The 14,946-nt window shown below is 52.0% G+C and carries 6 protein-coding genes; 3 read left to right on the forward strand and 3 right to left on the reverse strand.

All coding sequences use genetic code 11. From position 1 onward, the window contains the following. Nucleotides 1-59 precede the first annotated feature (59 nt). The 3 genes from P9L94_09985 to P9L94_09995 are packed head-to-tail and all read left to right on the forward strand — an operon-like array spanning nt 60 to nt 3,259. Complete coding sequence (locus tag P9L94_09985; protein MDP8244398.1) at nt 60-830, forward strand: ThuA domain-containing protein; 771 nt, start codon at nt 60-62, stop codon at nt 828-830. Then, complete coding sequence (locus P9L94_09990; protein MDP8244399.1) at nt 827-2,155, forward strand: BNR repeat-containing protein; 1,329 nt, start codon at nt 827-829, stop codon at nt 2,153-2,155. Before P9L94_09985 ends, P9L94_09990 begins: the two co-directional genes overlap by 4 nt. Nucleotides 2,156-2,209: 54 nt before the next feature. Further along, entirely contained in the window at nt 2,210-3,259 is a 1,050-nt protein-coding gene (locus tag P9L94_09995; GenBank protein ID MDP8244400.1) for a response regulator, read from the forward strand. Nucleotides 3,260-3,585: 326 nt separating this feature from the next. Here P9L94_09995 and P9L94_10000 read toward each other — a convergent pair whose 3' ends face one another. From P9L94_10000 to P9L94_10010, 3 genes are all read right to left on the reverse strand, one after another. Beyond that, a complete protein-coding gene (locus P9L94_10000; GenBank protein MDP8244401.1) occupies nt 3,586-6,267 on the reverse strand; it encodes a CotH kinase family protein in 2,682 nt (893 codons plus the stop codon). A gap of 651 nt (nt 6,268-6,918) precedes the next feature. Continuing rightward, complete coding sequence (gene pbpC, locus P9L94_10005) at nt 6,919-9,225, reverse strand: penicillin-binding protein 1C (GenBank protein ID MDP8244402.1); 2,307 nt, start codon at nt 9,223-9,225, stop codon at nt 6,919-6,921. A gap of 4 nt (nt 9,226-9,229) precedes the next feature. Continuing rightward, the gene (locus tag P9L94_10010; GenBank protein MDP8244403.1) at nt 9,230-14,905 is read right to left on the reverse strand and encodes an MG2 domain-containing protein; all 5,676 of its coding nucleotides are present in this window, start codon (nt 14,903-14,905) and stop codon (nt 9,230-9,232) included. Nucleotides 14,906-14,946 lie beyond the last annotated feature (41 nt).

Here is a 14,946-nt window from a genome sequence, read left to right on the forward strand (position 1 = left end):
GTGGTTGCCAGAATTACGCACATATTTTTGACAAACGCTCTAATCGAAAGGGTGCGAATATGAACTGGGGAAAAATAGTAGGAACCATGATTTGCCTCTGCCTGCTTTCTCAAAGCGTGTGGGCGAAGTCGGTCTTTATCGTTGCGGATGAATGGCCGCAAATGGACGTGCTCGAAGCATTCTTTGAAGAGAATGGATACACCGTTGACCGTGCAGAGCAAGACAAGATGCCCGACTCACTCGCCAAGTATGACGGCGTGGTCGAGTTTATCCACGGCGCGATGGAAGACGAAACCGCAGCGAAATTAATCGACTACGCCAATCAGGGCGGACGCTTAATCGTTATTCATCACGGCATTTCATCCAAAAAAAAACAGACCAAAGGCTGGTATGAATTTCTCGGCGTCGATCTCGATGGACGCGAAGGCATTCCGAAGCGCTATGTTTGGAGGCATGACATTGAGTTGATTTTTGTGAACCTTCAACCGGAGCACTACATCACTTCGCACAACGTCCAATACAACCATATAATCGACTATCTTCCTTCTGACCAACCCAGCCCCGCGCAGACGCTGCCCGCGATTGTGTTTAAAGATTCGGAAGTGTTTCTGAACCACCAGTTTACTGACGGACGAGAGAAAACGGTGCTGTTCGGCTTTACGTACATCGACCCCGATAACGGAAAAACCTATATGCAAGACCGCTCGGGATGGTTCAAACGGCGCGGCAAGGGCTGGGCGTTTTATTTTCAACCCGGACATTCCGAAAGCGATTTTCAACATAAAAGCTACTGCCAAATCTTACTAAACTGTTTAACCTATAAACCATGAAACTCAAAACACTCTCTCTCTCCCTATTCGCCCTTTCCCTGCTCTGCGTTTTATTTGCGCAGGGCGAAGACAAAGTGTTGCGCAAGGTACCGGTTGCCTTAGGGCTGGCGGCGCACCCCGTTAACGGCGGCGACTGCCTGATTTCTGACGACGAGTTTCAGTACATTGCTTTTTATGACGCTGACCATCAGATGACTGTCGGCAAACGCAAACTGAGCGAGACGGAATGGGAATTTGCGAAACTTCCCGAAACCGTCGGTTGGGACACGCACAACAAAGTCGTCATTTTTCAAGACAATGACGGTTACCTGCATGTCACAGGCAATATGCACAACCACCCGCTGAATTATTTCCAAACGAAAAAGCCGCAGGATATTCAAACCTTTGAAACCATCGACCGTTGGACAGGCTTTAAAGAAGACCGGGTTTGTTACCCTAACCTAACGCAAATGTCTGACGGAACCATTCTGATGATGCACCGCTTTGGCGGCAGCGGAAACGGGATGCGCATTCTAAAACAATATGATGAAAAGACGCAAACCTGGTCCGGCCCGGAACATCCCATCACCAACGGCATGGATCGCAAACCCACTTGCAACGCCTACCCCATTGGTAGAATGCAAGAAGACAACAACGGCGTGTTGCATTTCGCCTGGTGTTGGCGAGAGACGCCGGACGTGTTGACGAATTTTGACATCTGCTATGCCAAAAGCCTTGATAAAGGCCTGACTTGGCTCTCATGGAACGGAAAGCCGTTTGACCTTCCCATCACGCCTGAAAACGCCGAGGTGGTGGATCCGATCCCACAGAAAACAGGCTTGATGAACGGCGGGTCACACATCCTTGATGACGCGGGCAATCCATATATTGGTTATACGCGTTTTGATAAAAACGGATGCAACCAGTTGTTCGTTGCAACGCCGGATGACGAAAAATGGAACATCATTCAAATCACCGACTGGCAGGAAACCATTCAATTTGAAGGGCGCGGTTCGATCCCCAAATCGCCGCCCACGCCGTCGCTTCGCTGGAAAGACGGCAACCTGCACATTCGCTATGGGTACTCATTGGTCAAACCGTCTCAGGGAGTCATGATTGTAACGCGCGAAGAATTGCTAGACTCAAAACCCGGCAGCCTTACTGTTCAGCCGCCGCAAACGTCAAGTTTGAATATTCCCAGCGTTCGCGCCGTCAATCGCGGGCCTTTACCGGAGGGCCAAGTCCATTACATGCAACAACAAGTTGCACGCGCCAATCGCGACCGTAAACCGGAATCGCCTAAATCGCCAACGATGGTCTATGTCGTGGAGACATTTCAAGATTAATTGTAGTATAATTTTAGCCACACAAAATTGAACTGCGCTTTCTAAAAAAAACTCATGAGACGAACGAGCATCAAAGAAGATATCAACGAATCATGGCTCATTGCCCCTGAAGGCGAAAATTATGTTATCACCGCCGAATTGCGTTCGACGACGGGCATGAATATGACTTTTGCAACAGAAGACGACTTGATCATCGGCTGTCAGGTGCTTGGTTGCCCGAATGACATCCCGCCTGGCCCTCCAGAGCAGATGCAAGACGCAATTGATTCGCACCCGAAGAAAATTCATGGCGAAGTCATCCGTGAAGACGGAGACCTTGTTTATAAAATTCGAGTCGGTAGCGAAGACCAATCGCAAAACACCCAAAACAAGAATCAACTCAATCATGTTTTTAAAGAAGCGGGATTTCGTTTAACGGTGGAAGCGCATGGCTGGATGAACATGACGCAATTCATCAAACTCATCAATCATATTAAAATGCGCGCTGTTGGCGCCCTACGGATTTTGCTGGACTTCAGCGCCGTAGAAGATATGCCGCCTACGGCGCCTGCGCTCATACGTGATTTGATCAAACATTTTGCGCGCAACCACCGTATAACCGCAGTGGTTGGTTGTGAAAAACATTGCACAAAAATGGCCTCGCAACTGCCCAGCAGCCGTTACATTCACATGTTTCAATCCAGCGACGAGGCCGAGCGTTTTTTTCAACAAGACCCGATTCGAATTTTAATCGTTGAAGACGACCCCGCAACACAAGCATTCATTGCCGCCTTTTTAGAAGAGCGCGGTTTGAAACCGACTTGTGTTGGCAGCGCAGAAGAAGGGATCGAATCCTCTCAAGCCGAGCGTCCTGATTTGATTCTGATGGATATTCATTTGCCAGGGATGAGCGGATTAGACGCCATACTTCAAATTCGGAAAGACATCAATTTATGTAAAATAGCCATTATTATTCTTACAGGCGGCGCAAGCGAAGGCGCCGTTTTGGCCGGGCGCAAAGCTGGCATCAACGGATATTTTCTGAAACCGTTTCATCCAAAAAAATTCGCGGAAACAATATTCAAAGCGCTTGAAGATGTTTTTGAAGAAGAAGATTTGCCGTAATTGTGTATCAATATCGGAATGAAGTGGTTATCTGTTCCATTTCTTCGATCCAAGCAGTTTAGAGCGGTTGTCATATCCTGTGCGTAAAGCGCGCCCGTAGGGCTCAGCGATAGATACAGTTACGAAAACTCAATCTGCACATAATTCTGGCAACTACTATAAAACATCCAAAAACCCTACATATTTGTCACATAGACTATATTTTTCCTACATATATGTTGTATAGTATCTATGCTTTAAAATGAGTAACCAGACAGGCATCGAACGAGAGATGTCTGATGCTTCTACGCCCCGGTTTTACCGGGGCGATTTTTTTTGTTTGCGTGTTAATTATGATGAAGCGACCATTCCATAACGGGCGAATCGCTCTGTAAATTCACAAAACGATAAACGCCTTCCGCCAACGAACCATCTTCATGAGACGTTACCGCTAATCCCACGTAAATGCTCGCGCTCATGGGAACAGAAACTTCGTCGATCAGAACCCAGTCGGATTGTGCGGTATCAAAATAAAACGATTGAAAGATATCATTTTCACGAACAATGCGAATGCGGCCATCGTGACGGTCGCTAGGAACGCGAGCGGCGCTTGATGTGCTGAACGAAGTTTCGCCCTGCGCAAGGCGCCACTGGGAACTGATTTCCATGATTGATTCACGGATACGCACCGCAAAATTTTCAGCGTCTGAGGCGAGCGACTCCCGCGCCATTAGCATGACTTTGGCCCAGTCGCTTGTCCCATGATTTATAGCGTCGGCTTGAGCGTCGAAAACGAACGGCCCTTCAACCTGTTTGTATACGAAATGGAACTCATCCTCCACGCCCCACACATCAACTCCACTGCCTGAGACGCGATATTCATTTATATCTTGACGATAGTTTGCTTGCCCAGCGGCCTCGACGTTGCCGATGTCGAGATTGCCTTCAAAGATACCAAGTTGAGCAGTCACAGGGATTGTTGGCGTCGGCGTGGGCGTTGGCGGCACAGTCGGAATTCGTGTGGGAGTCGCGGTCGGGGCGCCTCCCGGCGTTGGCGTTGGCAGCGGGACATCCGGCATCGGGGTCGGCGTCGGCGCATTCAAATACCCATAAATATGCTGACGGACCGTATCGGTGCGGCGATCAATAAATCGTTTGCCTGCTGCGATGGCTGAGTCAAACGTCTCGAGTGAACGGGTCGGGTCCCACCGTTCGCTCTCACGCGGCATGAAGGCACGCACCCGTTCGAGCAGTTCATCAAAGCGTTGATTGACATGCGAATTGCTTAATACAGTTGCAATATTATGCTCTAAGCGATCAAGAAAATATTGTTGGTATTCATCGCGGCGAAGCAATTTATCCAGCATCGTTCCTAACGTGCCGTTGTTGCTGCGCGCATTTTGAAATGCATTGGCGTTGATGGTCCCCATCAGTCCTCCGGCGCCAAACGACCATTCAATATCCCAAATGATAAAACGCCAGCGTCCATTTTCGCTGCTTTCACGCGCTGCATAGAAATTTTTTGTTGGCCAGTCGGTGTTGCTGACCCAGATATTAAGAATGTAATAGTCGGTCAATTGTTGGAGATCAACCATTTGTTGAATGGCCTGATAGTCGTCGTCATTGGTGAAGTTTGCGCGTTGAAGAAATGAACGCAACGATGACCATTCGCGAGGATCGCCCTCGGCGGTTTGTTCGTCTTTCACAACAATCCATTCGTCCGTCCCGTAGAAGGGTTCCAGCATGTCGCCTTCGACCCGCTCGCTAATGTTATAAAAGCCCCAGTATTCGCCATTGAGATAGAGGTCGGCAAAATCGCCGCGCGAATACGGCGCCCCCATATCGCCGGAAAGATTGCGACACAACTGGTCGTATACGTAGGTTGTCAGGTCGCGCTCGACCGGGCTCCAGTGTATCCAACTGTCGTTATAACCCGCCCGCAATACCAATTTGTCGAAGGGCTTGGCGTCGAGCGCATCAGAAATCACCGGCGCATCCAGACGAGCGGGGCCATAGTCTGACCGGAAATATAATCGAAACGATTTCTTCTCCGCCCGGTTTCGCGATGCGCCGCCGTGCATACGAATGCCTGCGTCTTCCGACGACAATAGCGTCCCCATTGGCGCGAAATATTCCATGTGAACGGGACGTTCCCATGCGTCGCCGCTGGCGGTCGCGTTAGCATAGATGCCGATGTTTCTGTCCCACAAATTTTCTGGATTGGTTGAGAGAGAGAGAATGGGGCGGTCAATATTGTCACGGATTATATAGGTTTGGGTTGAAGTATGGCTCGGCAAAAATCCATCCAAATAGGTACGCGATCGCAAGACGATTGTCTGGTTGATTGCAATCGGAGCGCTATAGAGTTGGCTTGTCTGCGTCGGCTCAGAGCCATCAACCGTGTAGCGAATTTCAGCATCGGGTTGAGGCGAGAGAAATTGTATCGTAACGGGAGCGTCATAGCGTCCTGCGGGAAGCGTTGCATCAGCAGGTTCTACGAACCCCATCGCCCCATTGTTCGAATTTCCTTGCCCGGGCGATGGGGGACTGAAATATCGCCATTGGGCCGGAACAGCGGGGTCGCGTCCATAGGAGACGTCGCGTTCTTGCAGTGGAAACGAAACGCGGTCGAGTAACACGCCGTTAGGCGCTGTCAGGCTGATGGTTTCACCGTCACGGTTTAAGCGAAAATTGGCGTGGAATTCATCTGCGCTATATGTGTTCAACCCTGTCGTATAGATCAATAAATAATCATCCGGCTGTAGAGTGAGAGAAGGCAACAGCCATTGAAACGGGATCAGCAAATCGTCCGACAGCGCATACCCAGTCAGATCAAGCGCCGCATCGCCTGCATTATGCAGTTCGAGCCATTCCAACGGCGCGCCGTCTTGCGTTGTTGCGCTGGTTGACGCCAGCAGTTCGTTGATTTGTATCTGCGAATACGACGCAGGAACGCTCGAGAATAATACTAAAAAAGCAATAACAAACACCCATCGACTGGAAGCCAGCCGTAATACGTTAAAATTCATACCAAAACTCCCCTTATACTTAAACAGAAGTATAACAAAAAATCAGAGAACCATCATATAGACAGACTTATTATTTACATGATTGTAATGCAGAACTGAATATCCGACAAAGCGAGCGCTTTTTATAGTGGTTGCCAGAATTATGCGCATAATATTTTATCAAGCGCTCTAACCACCGACAATCATGGCTGCGTTGCTGCGCTCGCGAAGGCAATGTCATTAACTTAAGGGGTGGCGAGCCAAGGCTGAATAAAATGAAGTCAGCCCTTGAAATATTGTTTGAATGTATCGCTTTATTTGTGCTGTTTTGAAATCCCCCCTGGCGCTTTCAGCGCCGTCCCCCCTTTTTAAGGGGGGCTAAAAGTCTAAAGTCAATAACATTGCTTGCGAAGACGCGTATGTAAATTCATTTGTAAATGATGAGCCAAACAAAGCGTGGATTTGACTCTCTTCGCTTCAGTGCGGGCTTTCAGGCTCTTACGCACAGGCGCTCCCAGAGTTGCACCCATGCCTCATTTGGGTTGTCATTTTTTGATATGCCGAAATACGTTTTCGTAATCAAAATCATGGCATCCATCAATGTAGTCAATTACCGGATGAATCATTTTTATTGTAATTACGCTAACAAAACGGTTGCTGGATCGCGTCGGATTATCGCGGCGCGGGCGTTGGGACGGAGACAGTAAAGATGACGGATTGCACGATGCCGTCGGCTGACATGCAGGCAAGGCGGTGTTCGCCGTCGGTCAATGAAAGTAACATCGGGCGCTGCGGCGCCGAGCGCCCAAGATAGCGGTCGTTGAGATACCAATCCAAATTGGTTTGCGCGTCTACTGAGGTTCGCAAGCGAATACGGTCGCCATTGTCTTCGCCGGTGAATACATATTCCGCGCCAGCCGCAGGCTCCAAAATACGCAGGTCTTCCCGGCGGTCGCTTCGAGTCGCCGCAAGTTCAGGAACCACAGGCGAACTGATTGACGCCAAGTCCCAGCCATGCGGCGATCCAGGCCAATGTTCGACGATTTGGCCCGGCTCTCCTGGATAGTGCATGTCGCACAAGCGGTTCAAATACTGTTCTCGCGGGAAGGTTTCGCTGCGCGTGTGCGGACACCAGCGCGTCATCGGCAACCCACTTAAGGCGCAGACTTCCACCGTACGCACATCGCCCGCCGCATCCGGCCAGGCGGGTTTTGATTGAATCGGCAATGAGCGAAACAATTGCGCCGCCAACGGCAAAGCGCTTTCGGCGCCCACCAGTTTTTTTGAAGGACGCGAATCGTTATTGCCCATCCATACGCCAACCAAATATTGCTGATTGAAAACAAAACACCAGGCGTCGCGGCGTCCGGGCGAGGTGCCCGTCTTGAAACACACTCGCGGCGCCGCATGGACGGTTTTCGCCATCAGACCGAACAACTCGCGGGGCAAGGGCTGCTCGAGCATTTCATATAATTTTACGCACACGCCGCGCGGCAGTAGGCGCTGCGCAGGCTCCGTCGGGCTGTCAACCCGCACCTTCAACGGGCGCGACGCGCCCAGCGACGCCAACATACAATACGCAGACGCCAGTTCATCCAGCCGCGCTTCACAGCCGCCCAACACCAAACTTAAACCATAATGCTCTGGCGACCGCGTAAACGTGGTCACTCCAGCGGTGCGCATAAACTCATACGCAGGCGCAACGCCGATGCGCTGCAACAGCGTAACTGCGGGGATGTTGAGTGAATCCCTCAAGGCGTCGCTGGCGGAAATTAATCCCCGGTGTTCGAAATCAAAATTCTCGGGATGATAGCGCCCTTGGTCCCAAACGCCGTCGAACAAGGTTTCATTGGGATAGAGCAGATGTTCGCGCATGGCTAGCGCATACACGAACGGCTTCAAGGTCGAGCCGGGCGAACGCGCTGCGCGGGCGGCGTCGTACTGACCGTCGTAGCGCTTGTCCCAAAAATCGGCGGACCCTGCGCGGGCGAGAATTTCAGCGCTGGATACATCAATCACAATCGCCGCCGCGTTGGTAATTTCTCCCTGCGTTGAACGCACCACGCTTTGTAATGTACGCTCGACCTCACGTTGAATGTCACCGTCAAGCGTCGTTTGAATTGTCTCGCCCTGCGACAACTCGTTCTCCATACGCATGGCAAGATGAGGCGCGCGTTTGGGGAACGAATGGTTGCGCGCACCCAACGGTTCCGCAGCGTACCATTGGTATTCCGCCTCGGACAGATAGCCTTCTTCTTTCATGCGGTGCAAGACGAAATTGCGTCGCTGCCTGGCTTTTTTAACATTGCCAAAGGGCGAATACACCGCGGGCGATTTTGGAATCGCCGCCAACAACGCCGCTTCGGAAACAGTCAGTTCTAAAGCGGGTTTACCAAAATAGCGCCGGGATGCGGCTTCGCATCCAACCAAATTTCCACCGTACGGCGCCCAGTTCAAATAGGCAGCAAGAATGTCATCGCGTTTGGAATGCGCCTGCAGCCGAAGCGCCAGCAAGGCTTGCGAGATTTTTCCATTCGGTCGTCCCTGACGGCGATTGCCGAGTTTGACAACCTGCATCGCCAAGGTGGATGCACCGGAAACCACCCGCCTCTGGGTCATGTTTTGCCAAGCGGCGCGCAATACGGAGATTGGATCAACGCCGGGATGATAGCCAAAACGCTGGTCTTCCACTGCGATGGTAGCCTGCGCCAAGTAAGGGCTGATTTGATCGAGAGAGCGTTCGATGCGCCATTCATCTTGCGGCGTCAAAAACGCATAGAGCAAGGCGCCGTTGCGATCAAGCATCTCACCGGAGGCGTCGCCCGCGATGAAGCGTTCGACGTTCATCGGCCAGAGAAACACCCACATCAAACATGAAATCGCGAACAGGCAGAGGCCTTGTACGGCGCGGCGGCGGCGCGACTCAAAAGCGGCGGCGCGATAAAATGTCCGGGCGATTTCTTGACCGAGTCTCGCCATGATGTTATTTCACCTCGACCCGGGACCCCTTGGAGCGACCATTCACCGCAGGGTCGTACATACACTCCGCCTGCGCGGGCGGTAGTTGATATACGCCCGGCGTGACGGCGCGAACGGCGTAATAAAAATGGTGCGTCCCTTTCGGCAATTGATTGAACGCCATCACGACGCGGTCGTCGCGAATGTCGAGATAGGACGGCGAGACGGCGCTCTCAAATTGCGCATTGCTAACGGTATTGGGGTCTAAGCGGGGGTTCTCTACTTCAAACCCGGCGGGCAGACGGTCGACCGCGATCACATTCTTCGCCTCTTGTTCGCACTCAATCGTAAAGGCGATGACGTAACTCCCACCGTGGTTGAATAACACCGCATCAAAGGGGTCGCCTTCGCTGGTATAAAATTGGCGGCTTACGGTCAAGCCTTCGCTAACGGGTTCATTCGAGATTTGTTGGGGAACGCCGCGCGTCGTACTATTCAAAAACAATTCGCTCTGCCCCGTATTGATAATGGTGTATGAAGCGCCAGCGCCTTCGAGTTTTCCCTGATAGACTGCGTCGCCGCGAATCTCAGCAAACGCTCCGTTGGATGGTTCGATGCGCGCGGAGGCTCGATCCAAATCGCCCGAGCGTTCGCCGATGTATTCAGCCAATGCGGTAACGATAAACGCGGTTTCCTGGGTGGTGCCGTAGCGGTTGTTTTTTAAAAATTGGGTCAATCGTTGCGCGAGTTGAGCGCAGCGTTCGGGTTCGGCGCCGATTTGCTGCAACGCCATCAATTCGATGGCGCGATTGCGAATATCAGAATTAAGGTTGCCGTCTTGTTCAGAAACCAGGTACGGCTCAGCGGGCGCTTCAGATAGATATAACGCAACCCGTTCGCGATCCTGCGTGTTCTTCGCCAGGGCCGCCGCCAATAAATAACGCGCCGCCGTCGGCAACTTCACATCGTCAAAACGCGGAATCTGTCGTAACGCCCACGCGTCGCCGCCCAGCGCGAGAGTAAAGAGCGCGTATGCGCGACGGTATAAATCCTGTTGCGAATTTTGCGCCCAATCCGCTGCGAGTTCGCGCACATATTGTTTGAGTGAATCCAGATTGCCTTTGGGCAGTTGCAGCTCGCGGTCATTCTCAACCAGCGTCAAAAAATGCAGCGCATAAATCGAACCATAGGGATACGGCTGGTTGTCGCCGGGCCAATAGCTCAAGCCGCCGGACGGCGTCTGCATCGAGAATAAACGGTCGATCCCCGCCTGAATGTAATGTTTCACCATCATCTGTTGTTGGTTGGCGGTTTTCATCAATGCCGAATTTTTTCGCAATAAATACATGGGCATCAAACGCGAGGTAGTTTGCTCTACGCAGCCGTAGGGATATTGAATAACATAAGACAGCGCATCGTATAATTGCAGCGCGGGGTTCGCGCCGACGGACAGTTCAATCTCCGTTCGCGCATCGTCTATAAAAAACTGATTGCGCACGTCGATGCGTTCGCCTGCGGGGAGGATGCGCAACTCGTGACGCGATTGAAACGACGCAGACGGGCGGACGGGCAATAAAGCAGAATCTTCCAAGCGCTCAATCTCGACGCCCTGTTCGTCTTCAACGATGGCAACCCAGCGCAGTTCTCCCTGACCAACGGCGGCGCCCGCCTGCACGGGCGCTTGAAATGATTTCTCGTTGTGCGCATTCAACATAAATTCATATTCATTTTTCACATGTTGCAATGCGCCGAGCGTTTGCCATTGCAGACGAATGCGGCGTGTTTCGTCACTGTGATTAAAGACAACCATGCGAGCTTGAGCAGCGTCATCCGGCAGCAAAAAACGCGGCAGGCTTGCGCGCAACATGTACGGTTGGCGCACAAGGATATTTTTCGCCGCTGCGCCGGTCGCCGTCTCGTTGCAGGCGATGACGACTAAACGCAAACTTCCGTTAAACTGCGGCACGTCGAATTCGACCGAGGCTCGTCCGTCCGCATCCGTGGTTACGGTCCCCGACCATAAGGCAAGCGGCTTGATCCAATTGTCTAAATCCGATGAAACGCGTTTTGCTAATGCAGAGCGCATACTGCCGCCGCCCGGGTCAATGCGGTCAGGATTAAAGGTGATGCGGTCGTAATAATGGGCGCGATTAAATTCCGGTTTTCGCGGACGCCCCAGCCAAGACAACGGGTCTGGCGTTTGATAATTGGTGATTGTATGAATGCCCTCATCAACCAACGCAACCGTTACTTCGGCTTGCGCTGGCTCGGCGTCTGCGCTGCGCGTTTCGAGGTCGAGACTGATCGTCGTATTCGGGCGAATTTCATCAGGCGCATTTAGGATATCGACGCGTAATTTTCGTTGGGGGTCATCCACGCGCAACGAGGCCATCGCAAAACTGGAATACGGATGCGATAAGGGCGCGTCGTTCTCGACGTGATGAATCACGGTCGCTTCGACCCATAGGTTGGGATATTCATTCTTACCCAATGGAACGTCGAGCGTCCCAACGCCGTTTTCAATTGGAACGGGAAGCATCTTGTGGATCGAATCACTTTGCAGCGTGACTAACGCCAAGCCGTCAAACGGCGCTTCAATGCGGACCGAGGCAACGTCGCCGGTCTGATAGCGCTCTTTGTCGGGAAGCAAGCGCACCAAACTTGGTTGCGACGAATCGACAACATTCACGCCGCGCCAAGAACGATACACTGAGGTCGAACTATACATTGGCGTGGAAGCGGAATGGACACGCACCCGGTAGTATCCATGTTGGTCTAAATTGAATGCGGTTTGTCCACGGCCTTCGTTCAAGTCGATTTCGATGGATTGGATTTCAGTAAACGAGCGCGTCCAGTTGGGTTCGTTGCGGCCATAGTAGCGCCGCACGTAGTAACTCCACATTTCACGCTCAAGCGTAACGGTTACGCGCTCAAGCGACGCAGGCGTCTCGTCGGATTGAATCGCAGCGGCGTGGACAACAATCTCTGAATCGCCCCTGTCTTGAATGCTCATCCCCAACATCGTTTCGCTGGGAAGCAGCAACGCAGACTTGCGGTCTTGCACCGCGCGCCCGCCGAGTTCAAACACGCGCCCGACTACATCAACTGTTAACGGGAAGGTGACCTCCGCGTCGGGTTCATACGAAAAGACGAATTTGGCGAAGCCGTCCGGGTCGGTCTTGATCCGGCCCAATGATTTGGATTCAGGCGTGTAGTTCGAGTCATTGTCAAAGCGATAATCCGTCCAGCGCTCGCTCTGAAAACCGCCCTTGCGAAAGTATAATGCGGCTTCACTGTCGCGGCCCGCTGCAGGAGCGCCAAACAGGTGCATGGCCTTGACGGTCACTTCGTTCTCTTCCCCGCCGCGCCAATGAGTTTTCGACAACTGCACTTCCGCTTTCATACGGTTCGGGACAAATTCTTCGAGACTGAATGAATAAGCGCCCGCCAAGCGATTGCCGCCGGGGATGCGGAGTTCGGCGCGATAGTTCCCCGTTGGATAGGACGGTTGCGTTTCGAGATCAATCTCACCGCCGCCGAAATCAGACAAGGTCACCGCCTGTGTGAGCAACTCTTTGCCATTCGGTTTTAGAATGACCAATTGCAGCGGCACTTTGGCCAGCGCATCGCCGTAGTTGGCGCGGGCGATCCAACGCAGATGGACGGTTTCGCCGGGGCGATACAATTCGCGGTCCGCATAGAGAAACGCATCATAAGCCTCGCGATCAAACAGCGGGGCGGATTGGTCGATAGCGCGAGTTCCTTCTTGTTGTTGATCGAGTTTTAAAAAGGTGAAGTCGCGATTATTTTCGGCGACAATCATTGCGGGCTGCCCGTAGGCTTGGTTCCAATCCGACAAACGAACAATGCCCTGGCGGTCGGTGCGGCCTTCAGCCAGCACTTGATGTTTGTTGGAATAAAGCGTCACGCGGGTTGAGGCCAGCGGCGCCAGCGACTCGAGGTCATGTACAAATGCAATCAACTCATTCTGCGTCCAATGGGCCAAGACGCCTAAATTTGAATACAAAATGATTTTGGTTTGTGAGCCGTAATCTTTGGCGGAGACCTGAAAACCAAATACGCCGCGCCTGTCGTCGGGCATGAGTTCATCTAGGCCAACCAACGTCTTCGCAACGCCTTCCGTTTGTGAGACGGCGACATGTTTTGTCGTGATAAATTCCGATAATTGATTGTTGAATTGATAGCTGCCCTGCCCGTTGTTAATTTCAGACATGGCCATGGGCAAGTTCGTCGGGAACAAGCGAAACAACGAAACCTCAAGTGACTCAACATTGCGCGTTTCAATGGGCAAGGCCGCATTGTCACGACGCAACAAATAATATTCATTGTCATAGCCAATACCCAACCACTTCGACAGGTCTTGAACGATGGCGTACACGCTGACGGGCTGCGTCAAAGTCACGCCTTCGTCATGGGGCAGGCCTTCGAGAAAGCGGATTTCGTAACTCTCGTTTAATTTCCACTCACCGAGAACCCGAATTTCGTTGGTATCCCAAGTATCGTAACTGATCCGCAAATTGGGCAGTTCGGGCGTCACGTTGATCCATTGCATCAGTTCTTCCGGCTTGCTGTATTGCATGAGCGGTTTGTTAAAGCGAATGCCAAACGCCTGCCCGTCCTTGCCCATATTGCGCCAGTCATTTGATTGGATGCGAAGCGGGTCTGTACTGCGTCGCAGCCGTGACTGGTAGTCTTCATGCAGCGTGACGCCGCGCTCAGTATGAAGTTCTTTCGCAATGCGGACGTTCAAGGTTACGTCCGCCAAAAACGGCATTGAGACATCGACCCAACGGTCGCGGCCAGAGCCAGAATATTTCACCTCGGCCTCATATTGCTCGTTCGTTTGCTCATTATTAATTTGCAGATTCTCTTGAAGAACCGTCGAATCAATTGGCTGGCTGAATCGAAGATGAATGCGCTGTTTCTCGCCAACATAATCCGCCCACTCTAACGCCGTCACCCGCAACGTATGCTGTTGTGGATAGACAAACTCGAACGGCGTAGCGGTTTCAACCTGATGATCAACGTCTTGCAACCCCTTGTCGATCCGAAGGGTAATGGGCCATTCGGGGCCCTGGGGCGCAGTCAATATAAATGTTTGTTTATCTTGCCCCTGGCGAAAACGGACGGGGAGCGATTGACCCGAAGGTGTAAGAACTTTGAGTTTCTCGCGCAAACTGTCCTGGTCAGGCGCCAAGGTCAACGAAAGGCCGAAACGGTTTTGTTTTTGTGATTCAGACAAATGCCAAACCCGTTTGACGCGGAAGTCGGTATTACGGAGCCAAAATTCGCGATGACTGGGGTTGAGTATTTTTCCATCGCTGGAGCGCAGCGTTTCCGGCAAGACGACGCGCAACGCCGTTTCCGCATCCACCCGATGGGCGTAGAACGCAATATAGTTTGGGCCGATACGATAATCGCCGCTCAACTCTGGATAAAACGAAATGGGAGACGCATCTTGAATTTCAGGAATAGACGCTGGATCAAGCGCCCGGTCAAAAAACACGACAACCGTATCGAGTAATGACTCTGCTTGCAGCGGGACCCGCCCGACAACGTTTAGATAGTCATCCGAACGGGTTTCAATGAATGATTGCGTATCGGCGTTGGTAAACGGCGCAAACACGCCAAAGACGATCAAGACCCAAGACAGCCATTGAATTGACTTTAGACATTGCATGAGGTTCTCCTACATCGCTTGGCATGTAAATACAAAAAAAA

This window comes from Candidatus Hinthialibacter antarcticus, from assembly GCA_030765645.1.
Lineage (GTDB): Bacteria > Hinthialibacterota > Hinthialibacteria > Hinthialibacterales > Hinthialibacteraceae > Hinthialibacter > Hinthialibacter antarcticus.